The 16,598-nt window shown below is 68.2% G+C and carries 15 protein-coding genes; 7 read left to right on the top strand and 8 right to left on the bottom strand.

Annotated features, from left to right (window positions below; all coding sequences use genetic code 11):
• The first annotated feature begins 101 nt into the window (after nt 1–101).
• The 5 genes from CFB39_RS30960 to CFB39_RS30945 all read left to right on the top strand — a co-directional run bounded on the left by CFB39_RS30960 (nt 102) and on the right by CFB39_RS30945 (nt 4,297).
• Nucleotides 102–521 (top strand): HIT family protein, encoded by a 420-nt coding sequence (locus tag CFB39_RS30960; RefSeq protein WP_089475803.1) that lies wholly within the window; start codon nt 102–104, stop codon nt 519–521.
• Between the two features lie 255 nt (nt 522–776).
• Nucleotides 777–941 (top strand): hypothetical protein, encoded by a 165-nt coding sequence (locus CFB39_RS40385; RefSeq protein ID WP_011353821.1) that lies wholly within the window; start codon nt 777–779, stop codon nt 939–941.
• A gap of 162 nt (nt 942–1,103) precedes the next feature.
• Nucleotides 1,104–1,763: an isoprenylcysteine carboxylmethyltransferase family protein gene (locus CFB39_RS30955; RefSeq protein ID WP_089475802.1), complete on the top strand. Its 660-nt coding sequence runs from the start codon at nt 1,104–1,106 to the stop codon at nt 1,761–1,763.
• A gap of 378 nt (nt 1,764–2,141) precedes the next feature.
• Nucleotides 2,142–2,588 carry a hypothetical protein gene (locus CFB39_RS30950; RefSeq protein ID WP_043181055.1) on the top strand — a complete coding sequence of 149 codons (447 nt, stop codon included), beginning with the start codon at nt 2,142–2,144 and terminating at the stop codon, nt 2,586–2,588.
• Between the two features lie 872 nt (nt 2,589–3,460).
• Nucleotides 3,461–4,297 carry a bifunctional allantoicase/(S)-ureidoglycine aminohydrolase gene (locus CFB39_RS30945; RefSeq protein ID WP_089475801.1) on the top strand — a complete coding sequence of 279 codons (837 nt, stop codon included), beginning with the start codon at nt 3,461–3,463 and terminating at the stop codon, nt 4,295–4,297.
• Between the two features lie 204 nt (nt 4,298–4,501).
• Here the strand turns inward: CFB39_RS30945 and CFB39_RS30940 are convergent, their stop codons facing one another.
• Together CFB39_RS30940 and CFB39_RS30935 are read right to left on the bottom strand one after the other, a co-directional pair.
• Nucleotides 4,502–5,569, bottom strand: coding sequence for a zinc ribbon domain-containing protein (locus CFB39_RS30940; protein WP_179255130.1), 1,068 nt, complete (start codon nt 5,567–5,569; stop codon nt 4,502–4,504).
• A gap of 157 nt (nt 5,570–5,726) precedes the next feature.
• Nucleotides 5,727–6,521: an aminoglycoside phosphotransferase family protein gene (locus CFB39_RS30935; protein WP_089475800.1), complete on the bottom strand. Its 795-nt coding sequence runs from the start codon at nt 6,519–6,521 to the stop codon at nt 5,727–5,729.
• 237 nt (nt 6,522–6,758) lie between these two features.
• Here CFB39_RS30935 and CFB39_RS30930 point away from each other — a divergent pair, with 237 nt between their 5' ends.
• Nucleotides 6,759–8,882: a penicillin-binding protein 1A gene (locus tag CFB39_RS30930; protein WP_089475799.1), complete on the top strand. Its 2,124-nt coding sequence runs from the start codon at nt 6,759–6,761 to the stop codon at nt 8,880–8,882.
• Nucleotides 8,883–8,890: 8 nt separating this feature from the next.
• Entirely contained in the window at nt 8,891–9,502 is a 612-nt protein-coding gene (locus tag CFB39_RS30925) for a trimeric intracellular cation channel family protein (protein WP_089475798.1), read from the top strand.
• 85 nt (nt 9,503–9,587) lie between these two features.
• On the opposite strand, the gene CFB39_RS30920 is transcribed toward CFB39_RS30925, so the two are convergent.
• The 6 genes from CFB39_RS30920 to CFB39_RS30895 form a co-directional block, all read right to left on the bottom strand.
• Nucleotides 9,588–9,974, bottom strand: a complete 387-nt coding sequence (locus tag CFB39_RS30920; RefSeq protein ID WP_089475797.1) for a VOC family protein — start codon at nt 9,972–9,974, stop codon at nt 9,588–9,590.
• Between the two features lie 119 nt (nt 9,975–10,093).
• Nucleotides 10,094–10,915 carry a heme ABC transporter ATP-binding protein gene (locus CFB39_RS30915; RefSeq protein WP_089475796.1) on the bottom strand — a complete coding sequence of 274 codons (822 nt, stop codon included), beginning with the start codon at nt 10,913–10,915 and terminating at the stop codon, nt 10,094–10,096.
• A 19-nt stretch (nt 10,916–10,934) separates the two neighbouring features.
• Nucleotides 10,935–12,023 (bottom strand): iron ABC transporter permease, encoded by a 1,089-nt coding sequence (locus tag CFB39_RS30910; protein ID WP_089475795.1) that lies wholly within the window; start codon nt 12,021–12,023, stop codon nt 10,935–10,937.
• A 15-nt stretch (nt 12,024–12,038) separates the two neighbouring features.
• Nucleotides 12,039–12,956, bottom strand: a complete 918-nt coding sequence (locus tag CFB39_RS30905; RefSeq protein WP_089475794.1) for a hemin ABC transporter substrate-binding protein — start codon at nt 12,954–12,956, stop codon at nt 12,039–12,041.
• Nucleotides 12,953–14,044, bottom strand: a complete 1,092-nt coding sequence (locus tag CFB39_RS30900) for a hemin-degrading factor (protein WP_089475793.1) — start codon at nt 14,042–14,044, stop codon at nt 12,953–12,955. The genes CFB39_RS30905 and CFB39_RS30900 overlap by 4 nt, the downstream gene beginning before the upstream one ends.
• 49 nt (nt 14,045–14,093) lie before the next feature.
• Nucleotides 14,094–16,361 (bottom strand): TonB-dependent hemoglobin/transferrin/lactoferrin family receptor, encoded by a 2,268-nt coding sequence (locus CFB39_RS30895; RefSeq protein ID WP_089475792.1) that lies wholly within the window; start codon nt 16,359–16,361, stop codon nt 14,094–14,096.
• Nucleotides 16,362–16,598 lie beyond the last annotated feature (237 nt).

The following is a 16,598-nucleotide window of genomic DNA, read 5'->3' as shown; positions in this document are numbered from 1 at the left end:
GGCGATGCGGCCTGACAAGTTGAAATCCGACCCGCCGTCGGCCGATAATCGTCCGGCATCGCTTTCCCCCTCTCCCAGTCCAACCGTAATCGGAAAACGCCATGTCCTACGACAACAACAACCCGTTCGCCAAGATCCTGCGCGGCGAGCTGCCGTGCGTGAAAGTCGCGGAAGACGACGCGACCCTCGCGATCATGGATCTGATGCCGCAGGCCGACGGCCACGTGCTCGTGATCCCGAAGGAGCCGGCCGTGCAGATCTTCGAGTTGTCCGGCGATGCAGCCGCGGCCGGCATCCGCATGACGCAGCGCGTCGCGGCGGCGGTGCGCGCGGCGCTCGAGCCGGACGGCGTGTTCATCGGCCAGTTCAACGGCGCGGCCGCCGGCCAGACGGTGCCGCATGTGCACTTCCACGTGATTCCGCGCTGGGAAGGCGCCGAGTTGCGGATGCATGCGCGCGAGATCGCCGACGCGGCGACGCTCGAAGCGCTTGCCCAGCGCATTCGCGCGCGTTTCGTGTAACGCGTCGATTGCACGCGGCGACTGCACGGCATGGCGTACCGGCCCGCCGCCGTGCCAACGCCTGTTTCAGCGGTCATGCGAGGTAACACGTGTAACCGCCGGCGAAACTCGTCTCGGCCCACCCGGCGCTAGACTCCGCGCATTGCTTCACCGAGCGACAGGAAGGGCGGATCGCCTCTTCGTGCCGGCCGCCGCTTTTCACGGCGACAAGGCTTTCGCGAGGTGCCATTCGTCTTTCGCGCCGGGAATCGAGCCATGACCAGACTTCTCATCACGCTTGCCCTGATCGGCGGCCTGTCCGGCTGCTATGTCGCGCCGCCGTACGGCTACGCGCCCGCGCCGGCCTACTACGGCTATGCGCCGGCGTATTACGCGCCGCCCGTCAGCGTCGGGATCGGCGGCAACTTCCGCATCCGCTGATCGGGCACTGGGCGTAGCTGCTGGCCGCATCGGTCAGCGCCACCGCGTGGCGCCGGCGACGCGCGCGGATTCGCGTATCGCATGACGGTGGTGCGCAGCGCGGCGTGCTCGCGCTTCCTATACTTCACAGGAAAGCGCATTCCGCGTTCCGGTGAGGCAGCCATGGCAGTCACCCGCAAGGTCGCAGTCGCGTCGGCCATCTCCACGCTCGTCTACCTCGGGCTCGCGGTACTCGGCAGCGGCGGGTTCGCGGCCTTCTTCTCGCATCCACCGCTGACCGTCGTCGTCGTCGCGACGCTCGCGATGGCCGTCGCCGCGCTGTTCACCGAAGGCAACCTGAGCAGTGGCGAGCGCGAGAATCGCGACAACCGCTGGGTGCTCGCGGCGTTCGGGGTGAGTGGGTTTCTGCTCGCATACCTGCCCGCGCTGACCGACCGGCTCGACTTCTGGACTTTCGGCGGCGAGGCGGTGCGCTGGATCGGCGTCGTGTTGTACATCGTGGGCGGTGTGCTGCGCATCTGGCCCGTATTCGTGCTCGGCAAGCGCTTCAGCGGGCTTGTCGCGATCCAGCCGGGCCATACGCTCGTGACTGATGGCATCTACCGCCGCATCCGCAATCCGAGCTATCTCGGCCTGGTCGTCAATTCCGTCGGGTGGGCGCTGGCATTCCGCTCGGGTGTGGGCTTGCTGCTGGTCGTGCTGACGATGGTGCCGCTCGTCGCGCGCATCCGCTCCGAGGAGGCGCTGCTGCGTACGCAATTCGGCACCGAATACGACGCGTATTGCGCGCGGACCTGGCGTCTGCTGCCGGGCGTGTACTGACCCTCTTCATTTCTTTCCCACCGCCGTTTCGGGCGCTGCCCACGATCCGTTCCCGATGTGTTGCCACGTGTGTCGCAAACGTGCGACGCCGTGCATGGGCGGCCTGTCGTTCCACAGGGCCGGACCCTCGGCGAAGCCAATGCTGGCGTGGGTTTGCGGGCATTCCGGTGCGGCCGTTCGAACGCGCTGATTCGTAAACAACTTGTTACCAGAATGTCCACGGCAAGGATGGGGGACCGGTGCTATTCTTCGCCGCAAGCTCATTGAAATGAATTGGTCCGCGGTTCGGCACAATGCCTGACACGACGTCGATCGATTCAGATCGTCGTACCGAGCGGACCTTCAATAACCAGATTGCGAACAAGGAAGAATACGGGAATGTGGAAGAAAATCGCCCCCGCTCTCGTCGTCGCCGCTTTGACCGGCGCGACTGCACTGCCGGCCATGGCAGGTGACATGAACAACGCGCTTGGCGGCGCGCTCGGCGGGGTAGCCGGCGCAGCGGTCGGCGGTGCGCTCGGTGGCAGCACGGGCTCGGTGATCGGCGGCGCCATCGGCGGCGGCGCGGGTGGCGCGGTGACGTCGAACCGTCGCGAGCGCACCGGCGCGATCATCGGCGGCGCCCTCGGCGGCGGCGCAGGTACCGCGGCAGGCAACGCGATGGGCGGCCGCACGGGCGGCCTGCTGGGTGCGGCGGTCGGCGGCGGCGCCGGCGCGGCGCTCGGCGGCAACATGTCGCGCAGCTCGTACGAGCGCGATTACGGCGGTCGCGGCGATCGTGGCTACCGCCACCGCAAGCATCACCATCACCGCGACTGGGACTGATTGCCGCTGGCGCGGCTCGGTGCGCGAACCGCGCACCGGCGCGCCGACGGCGTCGGCACCCGACGCGAGATTCGGCCCAGCGGCCTGCCGGGCCGTCATCGCCGGCCAGATCGGCGAATACCCTTCCGGCTTCCTCAGCCGCGGCCAGATGCCCGATCGACGGGCCGGCAAGTTTCCCGCCTCGCTGTATTTCCCCGCTTTCCGACTCCATCGACTCTCGTGACTGAATGCGTCCGAGTAGTGCCGATACCATTCGCGTTCCATTCGATTTCCGTTGGCCCCGTTCTGCGGCCTGACGGGGGCTCGTGACTGGCGCGGTGCGGCTTGCCGCCGTGCGCACGTTGGCGCGATCCAGTCCGCGTAACCGGATGTATCGCGCACCGCGTGTGTCGCTGCAGCGGCTGCGGCTTTTCACCTGTCCTGTAGCGTCCCGGCGAACGTGCGCGTTGCCCCGCCCGTCAGGATTTCCCTGATAGCCAGACCGTCGCTTCGCGCGTCCTCACCGCGTATCGCGGCTGCCGGCTGGTAGTGGGAAATCGAATGGAATCCATCGCAACATTTAATTGGTCGATTGCGAACGACTTCGCTATCGTCGGCGATGCTCGCGTACGGCATCGCACCGTGCCGCTGGCCGCGCCTCGCCGCATGATCGCGAGCGCCACGGCCCGGTCGCCGGCCCCACAAGCACGGGCCGCTACGTCCGAAGAACCGGACGAACCCGTCGCGAAGCCTGGCCGACCGAACGAAGGCGCATGCGCCTTCAAGCCACCCCGGCAACGATGTCCCGCCGCCGCATGCGTGCCCCACGCGCGTACGTGCCGCCCGATGCCGTTGGCACCCGGGGCCGGACCAACCCATTGCCTGGATGCACTATGTCTAAGACAACGTATTACGCGCCGCATGGCGGCCACCCGCCGCAGACCGATCTGCTGACCGATCGCGCGATGTTCACCGAGGCGTACGCGGTGATCCCGAAGGGTGTGATGCGCGACATCGTCACGAGCTGGCTGCCGTTCTGGACGAACACGCGCCTGTGGGTGATCGCCCGCCCGCTGTCGGGTTTCGCGGAAACCTTCTCGCAGTACATCGTCGAAGTGAACCCGGGCGGCGGTAGCGACAAGCCCGAGCAGGACAAGAACGCCGAAGCGGTGCTGTTCATCGTCGAAGGCGAGGCCGAGCTGACGCTGCAAGGCACGAAGCACGTGCTGAAGCCGGGCGGCTACGCGTTCATTCCGCCGGGCGCGGATTGGACGCTGCACAACGTCAGCGATGCCGCGGTGCGTTTCCACTGGGTGCGCAAGCACTATCAGGCCGTCGACGGCATTCCGCTGCCGGAAGCCTTCGTGACCAACGAGCAGGACGTCGAGCCGATCCCGATGCCGGGCACCAACGGCGCATGGGTGACGACGCGCTTCGTCGACATGAGCGACATGCGCCACGACATGCACGTGAACATCGTGACGTTCGAGCCGGGCGGCGTGATTCCGTTCGCTGAAACGCACGTGATGGAGCACGGGTTGTATGTGCTCGAAGGGAAGGCGGTTTATCGACTGAACCAGGATTGGGTCGAGGTCGAAGCCGGTGACTTCATGTGGTTGCGTGCTTTCTGCCCGCAGGCGTGTTATTCGGGTGGGCCTGGGCGTTTCCGTTACCTGCTGTACAAGGACGTGAACCGTCACATGAACCTGTTGCTGAATCCGGCGCGGTAAGCGTCGTTCAGGCAGTTGGATGTGAAAGCCCGCCGGTGAATGCCGGCGGGCTTTTTTTCGGGTTCTTCGCGGGTTTCCAGGGGGCCCGTTTGACGCCCCGTTTCCGACGGTCGGGTGGCCGCGGTTCCAACGGCAGGTGTCACCTGCGGATTCAACCCGGCATCGACGGAATCCAGCCAGTGCGTGTTGCGAACCCGCCGACCGTCAGTCGGATGCCGCCGGCGACTCATTGCCCTGCGTCGCGCCACATTGATGGCAATGCGGGAAGAAGAAGAAATTCCGGCCACCGCATCCGCATACGTTGAAGAGCCGCAATCCGCAATGCACGCAGAACGTGGAGTCGTCGCCGCCGAGATTCCATTGTTTGTCGCAGGACGGGCAGCGCTTTTTCTCGAGTGAGCGAACGGCCTTTTCGTATCCGATCGTGCGCGCACGTTCTCCCTGGTCCTGCTGCAATTCGAGCCGCTTGCGTTCGGCATAGCGCTGAAAGGCCTTCATCATGTAAAGGCCGGCGAACACCGTGAGCGCAATGCCGACCAGGACCCGGACATAGCCGCCGAAATTCGGCAAGTACGGGACCAGTTCGATGAAAAATGCGCTCAGTGAAAACAGGCCGAAGCCATACACGAAAGGCCAGTAGCGCATCTTGCGATAGCGCACGAACAGCCAGATCGCCATCAGCAGAATCGGCAGCGTGAGCGCAAGCCGCAGTCCGAACACCTGCAACTCGTAATGCCGGTTCGCCTTTTCGAAGCGCTGTTGGGCTGCCGCGTCCGCGTCGGCGATTTGCGTGTCGACTTGAGTCTGCTGCGACGCCAGGGCCCGTTGCTGGTCGCCGATCGCATCGATCTGATGCTGCCAGTTGACGACCACGGCCTGGAGCGTATCCAGCTTGCGAGTTCGCGCCAGAATGTCCGGGTCCCTCGCACTGTCTCCCGTCACCGAGCGGGTTGCCAGCCAGTTGCGGAAACTTTCTTTCTCGGCCGCGTACTCCTTCGCGGCGCGTCCGCGAGCCACCTCCATCGCGTCGGCCTTCTCGGCAAGCGCGTCGTGCCGAGCCTGCAGATCGCGCCGGGCTGCATCCAGCCGCGCCTTCAATGGCGCATCCGCGAATTGCTCGACGACGGGCGGCCCGCCCCTCGGAGCGAAGGCCATGTCGCGAATCACGAGACTGCCGAGCATGTTCAGAAAGACAGCGAAGATGATCGCAATTACCCACGAGGCTATCCGCAGGAGACGTGCCGGACTGGTCAGGCCGTCGCTGGAAGTCATCATTGTTTTGCCTTTGTTGGAATGGTTATATAAGCGGGCTTGATTGTCGACGATTCCCGCACCCTTGTCGAACGTCCCCTCCTGGCCGGGAGCCGTCGGTCTTCCCGCGTTCCCCGGGAATTCATGATGAACCCGTTTTCACGGGCGATGCGTGTGGCTACAGGCCGAGCGCAGCCGCCGCGAGCGTCGCGACCTGCAGCCGTGTATCGGGCGACAGGCCGTCTTCGATCAGCCACACGGCCGACAAACCCGACCACGCGAGAATCCACTGCAGCAACCGGCGCCTATCGAGCCGTGCAGCATCGGCCACGACCATGACACGCCGTTCGAACCGCACCGGATCGACCGCAACGTCGTGCGACGGATTGCAGAACAGGTTCGCATAGTCGAACGCGCGATCGCCGCGCAGCCCTTTCGGGTCGATCGCACGCCAGCCGCGATCGCCGAAATGGAGGATGTTGCCGTGATGGATGTCGCCGTGCAGGACGACTTCGTCGACGGCCGGCCCGTCCAGCAGCTGGCGCGCGATCGTTCCCGAGCAACGAAGCATGTCATTGCCTGAAGCGTCGGACAGCAGCGCCTGAAACCAGTCATGCAGCGGCACGACCGAAGGCGGCTCCGAAGCACGATACGCATGCAGCCGCGCGACGACATCGCACGCGATGCGCATCGCATCGTCGTCATGCCCCGATGCCGAAAAGCCGGCCAGCGTCGGTTCCGGCTGCGCCCGTTCGAGCAGAATCGCATCGCCGTCGTGCAGCCACACCTGTGCGGCGCCTTGCCCGTTCCACCAGGTCATCAGCGCATTGCCGCGACGTTCTTCGTCGCAGGTAGCGACTTTCAACATCGCCGGCCGCGATTGCCAGACGACGGGCAGCAGGCCGCCGCTAGCGGTCAGGATCGGGCCGCCGTCAGGAACGAGGCCCCACAGGCCAAGGTATCGATCGAACATCACACGATGCTACCGCCGAACCTGCTCGCGCGCAGCATGGTTCGTCCAACGGTGCGTCACGCGGTCGCAGATGCGACGTGCAGGGCCCCGGCTCACTTTCCTAAATAAAATTTAGCCAGCCAAACTTTGGCTAAAGAATGTTCCGGTTTCGCCCCATCCCTTCGACAATGCGCGCCTTTCGTGACCGTCGGTGCCTCTCGCGCACCGGCCGTCGCAGCATCGAAGAAGGAGCCCGACATGACCGACCACACCGCATCCCCGCCGCCGCCATCCGCGCCACCGCCACGCCGTCGCCGTGTGTGGCGCACGCTCGCGGGCGCGCTGCTCGGCCTGACGGTCGCCTGCGCGGGCATCGGCGCATGGACGATCCAGCGCATCTGGACGCAGTTGCCGTCCGTCGAGCACCTCGCCGTCTATCGTCCCGCGCTGCCGCTGCGGATCTTCTCGCGCGACGGCGACCTGCTGGCCGAATACGGCGTCGAGCGGCGCGAGTTCGTGCCGCTCGAACGCATCCCGCCGCTGATGCGGCAGGCGCTGCTCGCGGCCGAGGACGCGAAGTTCTACCAGCACGGCGCGGTCGATTTCAACGGCCTCGCGCGCGCGACGTTCGCGAACGTCGTGACGGGGCAGCCGGGGCAGGGCGGCAGCACGATCACGATGCAGGTCGCGCGCAACTTCTACCTGACACGCGACAAGGTGCTGAGCCGCAAGCTCGCCGAGATCCTGATGGCGACCAAGCTCGAACGCGAGTACAGCAAGGACAAGCTGCTCGAGCTGTACATGAACGAGATCTATCTCGGCGAGCGCGCCTACGGTTTCGCGGCGGCCGCGAACGTGTATTTCGGCAAGCCGCTCGACGCGCTGAGCGCGGGCGAGGCGGCCGTGCTCGCGGGGCTGCCGAAGGCGCCGTCCGCGTTCAACCCGGTCGTCAATCCGGCACGCGCGACCGCGCGGCGCAACTACGTGCTCGGCCGCATGCATGCGCTCGGCCAGCTCGACGACGCGACGTATCACGCGGCCGTCGACGCGCCGATCGTGCTGGCAACCACGCCGCCGCCGGGGATCATGGCGGCGCCGTACGTCGCCGAGCGCGCGCGCCGGATGATGGTCGAGCGTTTCCATGACGACGCCTATACGCTCGGTCTCGACGTGACGACGACGATCTCGATGCGCGACCAGCGCGCGGCCGAATCGTCGCTCGCCCGCACGCTGAGCCGCCAGCCGCGCGCGCAGCGCGATGCGCGCAACGGGCTCGAAGGCGCACTGGTATCGCTCGACGCGGCAACCGGCGACATGCTCGCGCTCGTCGGCGGCGCGGATTTCAACCGCAACGTGTTCGACCACGCGCTGCAGGCGTATCGCCAGCCGGGTTCGAGCTTCAAGCCGTTCGTCTATTCGGCGGCGCTGGAAAAGGGCTACTTCCCGGGCGTACTCGTCGACGATACGCAGCGCACGCTGACGCATGAGGAAACCGGCGCGCGTCCATGGCGCCCGCGCAATTTCGCCAACAACTACGAGGGCTTCATTCCGGTGCGGCGCGGCCTCATGCGCTCGAAGAACCTGGTGGCGGTCAGCCTGATGCAGGCCACCGACGCGCGCTACGTGCAGCAGCACGCGGTGCACTTCGGCTTCGACGCGCAGCGCAATCCGGCGTCGCTGCCGCTCGCGCTCGGCGCGGGCGCCGTGACGCCGCTCGAACTGGCGAGCGCGTACAGCGTGTTCGCGAACGGCGGCACGCGGATGGAGCCGCGCCTGATCCTGTCGGTGAAGCAGCGTCATGGCGGCGCGATATACGAGGCGACGGCGCCGTCGGGCGAGCGCGTCGTGTCGGCGCGCAACGCGTTCGTGATGGACAGCATGCTGCGCGACGTCGTGAAGTCCGGCACCGCGCGCGGCGCGCTCGCGCTGCGCCGCGACGACGCGGCCGGCAAGACGGGCACGTCGAACGGGTCGAAGGACGTGTGGTTCGCCGGCTACTCGTCGGGCATCGTCGCGGTCGCGTGGCTCGGCTACGACACGCCGCGTCCGATGGGGCGCGCGACCGGCGCGTCGCTGGCGCTGCCGGTCTGGCTCGACTACATGAAGACGGCCGTCGACGGGCGTACGCCGGTCGAGGCAACGCCGCCGCAGGACGTCGCACTCGTCGACGGCGACTTCGTCTATGCCGAATACACGCGCGGCACGTGCACGGCCGACGTGCCGTCGTACATCCGCAGCCGTTTCGCGTGCGGCGGGGCGGCGGCGGTGGGCGGTGCGTCCGACGCGTCGGGCAACAACGGCAAGCCTGCCGAGCCGATGCCTGCCGCGGTCGATGCGGCCGAGCGCGAACGCGTGCTCGACCTGTTCCGGACGGATGACTGACGCGCACCATGCATACGCTTTATCTGATTGCGATCGTCGCGGAAGCGATGTCGGGGGCGCTGATGGGCATGCGCCGCGGGATGGACCGCTTCGGGCTCGCGCTCGTCGGCGCGGTGACGGCGCTCGGCGGCGGCACCGTGCGCGACGTGCTGCTCGGCCACTATCCGCTCGGCTGGATCGCGCATCCCGAGTACCTGGTGATCACGCTCGTCGCGGCGACGGTCGCGTCGTGGGTCGCACGGCATGTCACGCGCATGAAGACGCTGTTCGTCACCGTCGATGCGATCGGCCTCGCGGCGTTCACGATCATCGGCTGCGACGTCGGCGCGTCGACGGGCACCGCGCCGATCATCGTCGTGCTGGCCGGCGCGATCACGGGCGTCTGCGGCGGGATGCTGCGCGACCTGCTGTGCAACGAGATGCCGCTGATCCTGCGCGAGGAGCTGTATGCGAGCGTCGCGTTCGTCACGGGCGGGCTCTATGTCGGGATGCAGCATCTCGGTGTCGATGCGGGCATCGCGACGGTCGTCGCGCTGGCGGCCGGCTTCTCGATGCGGATGCTCGCCGTGCGGCTCGGCTGGAAGATGCGGACGTTCGGCGCGGCGGATCTCGAGCATTGAGCAGGGAGGCTTGCCGGTCGCGCGGCGCTGGGCGACGGCGATGTCGGCCGGGGCGTTTGAGTGAACGCCCAGGCCGAACGGAACGTCAGTCGGCCTGCATCACCTGGAAGACGTTGCCTTCCGGATCGATGCCGTCGTACATCGTGTACGCGAACCCTTCATAGCGCTTGAGATCGTGCACCGCCACGCCGCTGCCGGCCAGTCGGTTGCGATGTACGGCGATGTCCTGGCCGATCGAGAACACGAACTTCACGTGGCTGGCTTCCGCGCGCGCTTCCGTGTGAGCCGTCACTGCGTGGCGGAACGCCGGGCCGGCGAGATGCAACGCGAGTTCGACGGCGCCAGCGCCGAGCACGACCCACTCGTTTTCGATTTCCTCGATGACGGGCAGATCAAAATACCGTTGGTAGAACGCCTTCAGCAATGCGACGTCCTGGACGTACAGGATGATGCGGGTCATCGGAAGCGGCACGTGGGTCTCCTTGAAGGGGATGCGCGAAGCGCGAATGATGCGTCGTGACAGTCATTGCCATCGATCAAGCAGGACATCGCGCGACACAAAGCTCATGCGACCTGCGGCACACGCCCGCGCTACGCCGGCACCATTACCGGCGGCGCACCGTCGCCGGTTTCCACCATCTTCACCGCGAATCCGTAGCACTGCGCGATGTGCGCCGGCGTCATCACGTCGCGCGGCGTGCCGTGCGCGACGATCGTGCCGTCGGCGAGCATCGCGATCGTATCCGCATGCCGCGCGGCGAGGTTCGGGTCGTGCACGATCGCGAGCACGCCGAGCCGCCATTCGCGTGCAACGGCGCGCACGGTTTCGAGCAGGCGGTGCTGATGTGCGAGATCGAGCGCGGCGGTCGGCTCGTCGAGCAGCAGGTAGCGCGGGCCGCTTTCCGTCGCATCGTCGTCCGGCCACAGCTGCGCGAGCACACGGGCGAACTGCACGCGCGCGAGTTCGCCACCCGACAGCGTCGTGACGTCGCGGCCGACGAGTGCATCGGCGCCCGCGCGTTCGAGCGCGCACCACGCGATGTCGCGATCGCGATGCGACGTCGCACCGCTGCGCCGCGCATGCGGATAACGGCCGAGCAGCACGATTTCGTCGACGCTGAACGGGAACGCCGGCTGCGCGGCCTGCGGCAGCACCGCGCGCAGGCACGCGAGCCGCGGTGCGTCGATGCGTGCGAGCGGTTCGCCGTTCAACGTGATGTCGCCGGTCACGCGCACGCCGTTCGGCGCGACGCCGCCGGTGAGTTCGCCGGCGAAGGTCTTCAGCAGCGTGCTTTTGCCCGCGCCGTTGCGGCCGAGCAGCGCGGTCACGCGGCCGGGTTCGATCGACAGCGACAGGTCGCGCAGGATCGCGTTGTGTCGACGGGCGACGTCGAGGTGATGGGTGGTCAGCATGATCGTCGTGAAAGAAGGGTTAGCCGCCGAGCGCGCCGCGGCTCTTCCACAGCAGCGCGAGAAAGAATGGTGCGCCGAGCAGCGCGGTCAGCACGCCGAGCGGAATTTCGGCGGGCGCGGCAACGGTGCGCGCGGCGAGATCGGCGGCGAGCGTCAGCAGCGCGCCGAGCAGCGCGGCGCCCGGCAGTACGACGCGCTGGTCGGGGCCGCACGCGAGCCGCACGCAATGCGGCGCGACGAGCCCGATGAAGCCGATGATGCCCGCGCACGACACCAGCGCGCCGACCGCGAGCGCGACCGCGACGAGCACGCGCCGCTTCAGCCGCTGCACGGGCACGCCGAGGTGCAGCGCCTCGGTTTCGCCGAGCTGCAACGCATTCAGCGCGTCGCGTTCACGCGCGAGCAGCACGCAGCCGATCGCGACGCACGGCGCGACGGCCGCCAGCGCGGACCATTGCGCGCCGCCGAGGCTGCCGAGGCTCCAGAAGGTCAGCGAGCGCAATTGCGCGTCGTCGGCGACGAACGTGAGGAGCCCGATCGCCGCGCCGACCAGCGCGTTGATCGCGATGCCGGCGAGCAGCAGCAGCGGCAACGCGAGCCGGCCGCGCGACGCGGCGAGCCGGTAGACGAGCGCGGCAACCGCGAGCGCGCCTGCGAACGCGGCGACGGGCAACGCGGCCGCGCTCACGTGTGCGGCAAAGAGCGCGGGGCCGAGCACGATCATCGTCGTCGCGCCGAGCGCGGCGCCGCTCGACACGCCGACGAGCCCCGGATCGGCGAGCGGGTTGCGGAACAGCGCCTGCATCGCGGCGCCGGTCGCGCCGAAGCCGCCGCCGACCAGCAACGCGAGCGCGACGCGCGGTGCGCGGATGTCGAACAGCACCGCGCGTGCCTGCTGCGCGGCCGCATCGCCGGTCAGCGCGGCCCAGGCTTCCGCGAGCGGAATGCGATAGGCGCCGACGCACAGCGCGACGACGGACATCGCGCATACGAGGCAGGCGAGCGCGGCCAGCGCGAACGGGGCGAAACGGCGCGACGTGCCGATGCGCGCGGCACCGGCGCTTGACGCGGGCGACGATGCGGGGAAAGGCGAAGCGTGAGCGGGCATCGGGTCGATCCGGAATCAGGCGAGCGCATCCGACAGGCGTCGGTGCAGGGTCGTGACGGCGAGCGGCAGACGCGGGCCGAAGCCGAGCAGGAACAGCGCGTCGAGCGCCACCACGCGCTGCGCGCGGCCGGCCGGCGTCGCGCCGAAGCCGGGCGTCGCGAGCAGCGCGGCGCGACCGCCGACGGCCGCGAGCCCTTCGTCGGAGATCAGCACGACGTCGGGCGCGGCGGCGGCCAGCGCTTCGGTCGTCAGCGGCTTGTAGTGATCGAAGCCCTGCATCGCGTTGCGCGCGCCCGCGTAGCGGATCATCGCGTCGGCGGCCGTGCGCTGGCCGGCGACGAGCGCCTGGTTGCCGGTATGGTTCAGCACGAACAGCACGCGCGGCGGCTGAGCGCCGCCGGGCGCACGGGCAGCGACCGCGTCGCGCGCGGCCTGCCAGTCGCGGTCGAAACGGTGCAGCAGCGCGGTGCCCGCGTCGCGCACGTCGAGCGCCTGCGCCACGCCGGTGATCTTCGCGCGCACCGATTCGACGTCGTGGCGTTCATCGAACGTCGTTACCGCGACGCCGGCGTTCTTGACTTGCGCGATCGCGGTGGGCGGGCCGGCTTCGGCCGACGCGAGCACGAGATCGGGCCGCAGCGACAGCAGCCCCTCGGCCGACAGCGCGCGCTGGTAGCCGACCTTCGGCAGCCGCTTCGCGGCGTCGGGGTACGTGCAGGTCGTGTCGGCGCCGACGAGCCGGTAGCGCGGCGTTTCCGCGCCGCCGAGCGCGAACGAGGTTTCCGCGAGTGCGCCGCCGATCACGACCACGCGTTTCGGCGCAGCTGAAGCACCCTGAGCGAGCACGCTGCCGGGCAGCGCGCCCGCGAGCGCGCCGGCCGCCGCGCTCGCCAGCACCGCGCGGCGGCGCGGATCGAACGGCCGCGCGCTCACCGCGCGCTCCCGCGTGCCGCGGCCGGCAGCGTCGCGACGAGCGCGCGCCAGTCGTCTCGTTCGACCTTGCCGGGCTTGCGCTCGCCGAACAGCAGCGCGACGTGGTCGCCCTGCCGGTCGAACAGTTCGAGCGACGTGACGATGCCGTCGCTGGTCGGCTTCTTCACGACCCACGCGGCGGCGATCAGGTCTTCGCGCACGTGCAGGTTGAAGCCCGGGTCGAGAACGTTGATCCACGCGCCGACCTCGCGCACGTTCGCGACGGGGCCGGTATGGATCTGGATCATCCCCGCGTTGCCGACGAACACCATGATCGGCTGGCCGCTCCGAGCGGCCTGCTGGAGCACGTGGCGCAGCGCATGCGCGGTTTCGACCGGATACGCGTATTGCGGATCGGCGAGCCGCAGCGCCTGCATGCGGCTCACACCGAAGCGCTGCGTGATCCCGAAGAACTGGTGCGTGTCGGTCATCGCGTCCCACGCGGCACGGAAGCCGGCGACGTCGATCTCGGTGTCGGCGCGCTCGGGCGTTTTCGGCGCGGCGGGCGCGACGTCGAGGCCCGGCTCCTGCGACGGCGCACGCCAGCGCTCGACGAATGCGTCGTACGCCGCGTGGTCGCTGTGCGCGCGCAGGTAGACCTTGTGGATCGCATGACCCTGCGCGTCGAAGAACTGCAGGCTCTTCAGCGGGCCGTGCGCGGTCTCGTCGCGTACCGCGAACGCCGATACCCAGTGACGATAGAAGATGCGCAGGTCGATATCGCCGAGCGCGAGGCCGACGGGGCCGTCGTGGCTCATCTGCGCATATTCGCCGTCCTTTTCGTGGACAGCCGTGTCGTTGCGCGTGAGCGCCATCACGCGGCCGAGGCGCGGCATTTCCTCGAACATCGCCGGAAAGCGCGCGTCGAGCCGCACGACGTGCTCGCCGACGAACGCGGCGAGCGCCTCGCCTTCGCTGACGCCGAGCGCCTGCGCGACGTCGCGGTTGCGCAGCTGGCGCTCGGTCTTGAGCTGGATGAACGCGTCGCGCAGCGCGGCGGCTGCGCGGGCCGGCGTGGCCGGTTGACCGGGAAGGGCGGATTGCATCATGTCGGACTCCTTCAAGTAACGGTTGGGGTGGCAGCGCGGGCGACGCGCATCAGAAATCCACTTTCATGCTGACGGCGACCGTGCGGCCGGACGACGTATACGCATCGAGCACCTGCGAATCGGCTGCGATGCCGCGCACGTCCGACCAGTTCCAGTACTTCCGGTCGAACAGGTTGCGGATGCCGATCGTCGCGCTCACGTGCTTGTTGAAGCGGTAGCCGCCGCGCAGGTCGACGACGAACGACGACGGCGGCGAGAAGCACGCCTTGTTCGAGCAGTCGGACTTGTCGATGTCCTTGTCGCGTTTCGCGGCCTGGAACAGCAGGTCGGTCTGCACGTACCAGCGCTCGGTCGGCTCGTAGCGCACGCCGAACACGGCCGAGAACGGGTTGACGGTGTTCAGCGGCTGGCTGGCCGCGCCGTCGTTCTGCGTCGAGCCCTTCGTGAACGCCATCGCCGTCTTCAGCGTGATGCCGTTCGGCATCACCCATTCGGCGCGGCCTTCGAGGCCGTGAATGCGCGCGTCGGCGAAGTTCACGTACTGGAACACGAACGGGTCGGTTGGCCGGCCGCTGCCGGCGATCGTCGTGCGCGAGATGAAGTTGCGGTAGCGGCCCGTGAACGCGGCGGCGCTGTAGCGCACGACGCCGTAACCGGTGCCGGCCTTGCCGCGCAGGCCGGCTTCGAACGTGTCGCTCGTCTCGGGCTTCAGGTTCGGATTGCCGATCGACGTGTAGCCGTACACCGGGTTCGAGAAGCTGCTGTTCACCTGGTCGGGCGTCGGCGCGCGGAAGCCGTGCGCGTACTGCACGTACGGAATGACCGCGGGCGTGATCTCGTAGAGCACGGCGACGCGCGGCGACAGTTCGTTCGCGCTCGTCGACACGGCCTTGCCGGTGAACAGCGGGTCGTTGGCGGTCGGGCTCAGCCGGTACGTGTCGAAGCGCAGGCCCGGCGTGACGAGCAGGCGGCCGTAGCCGATCTGGTCCTGCACGAACGCGCCGAACAGCGTGTAGTCGGTGTCGGGGAACGCCTTGTTCGGGAACGCCTCGCCGACGCCCGGCACCGTGCCGTCGCGCAGGTTCGTCACGCGCGACACGCTGCCGTCGACGCCGTAAAGCAGCTTGTGCGCGAACGGGCCGGTCGCGAAGCCGCTTTCGGCGAACGCGGAGCCGCCGAACGTGCGCTCCTTGTACTGGTTGTCGCGCGAACGCGAAGCCGCCCGGCCGCGCGTCTCGAACGCGTACTGGTCCTGCTTCGCGTCCTGGTAGTAGAACTGCACGTGCGCGGTCTGGAACCAGCGGAACCCATCGTCGCGGAAATCGTAGTCGACGCTGAAGCGGTTGCGCTCGAGCCGGTCGTAGGTCGTGAGGCCGAGCGTGGTCGGCGGGCTGATCGCCGACAGCACGTCGGTGCTCACGCGGCGCTGCACCGTTTCGGCGGTGAACCTGATCGTGTCGCGCGTGGTCGGCGTCAGCACGAGCTTGCCGAGCAGCGATTCCGAATAGACGTCCTGCGGGTTCGACGTGGTGCGCAGCGTGCTCGCCGAGTTGTTGCTGCCGCGCGTGTCGACCTCGTGGCCGCGCCGCCCGTCGGCGATGATCATCCCCTGCACGCGATCGTTGCCGCCCGCGGCCGACACGGTCGCGCCGACGCTGCGGTCGGCCGAGTCGTAGCTCGGCCGGAACGAGAAGTAATAGGGTTTGTTGTAGATCGACAGCAGGTCGCGCGGATCCTTCGTGATGAAGTTCACTGCGCCGGTCAGGCCGTCGCTGCCGTACAGCGCCGAGGCCGGCCCGCGCAGGATCTCGATGCGCTTGAGCGTGTCGAGATCGGCGTAGTCGCCGCGCCCCGCTTCGAGCGGGCCGAACGAAAACGCATTCGGCAGGCGGATGCCGTCTTCCATCAGCAGCACGCGATTGCCTTCGAGGCCGCGGATGTTGATGCTCGAATCGCCGTCGCGGCCGCCGCCGAGCGCGGCGCTGCCGGGCCGGTACGCGGTGCGGCGCACCGTGACGCCCGGCTCGTAGCGCAGCGCGTCCTTGATGTTGGTGGCCTGCTGTTCTTCCAGATCCTCGTCGGTGATCACCGACACGGACGCCGCCGTGCGGCTCGCGGCCGTGGCGGTGCGGGTGGCCGTGACGGTGACGGGATCGAGCAGCGCCGCATCGCCGCGCGCGGACGCGGCGACGAGGAGGGCGGCAGGCGGGTTGGCGCCTTGCGGCGTCGAATCGGCGTGAGCCGTGGCGGCGGACAGGCCGAACGCGCCGAACAGCGCGGCACAGATCGGCCGCCGCGCCAGCGTATAGCAATGCACAGGTGGTCTCCCATTGATGATGACAAGCCCGAAGGCTGGCTGGGTGACGCGTTCACCTGGCTGGCCCGCCCGCGCACGGAAGGCGGCGAGCGGCGAATTGAAAGGCAACTGATAACTTTACCAGTGTAAATGAGAATTATTATCAATACAAGAACGGAAAGCGGCTCACGTGGGTGAGCGCTTACCTGCGTGGCTCGGGCGAGCCGCGGCGGGAAATTCAGGAAAAACGCGGGCGCG

Source organism: Burkholderia sp. AU6039 (genome assembly GCF_002223365.1).
Taxonomy (GTDB): Bacteria; Pseudomonadota; Gammaproteobacteria; order Burkholderiales; family Burkholderiaceae; genus Burkholderia.
The sequence above is the reverse complement of the archived record's forward strand: the minus strand, read 5'-3'. Positions and strand labels throughout refer to the sequence as shown.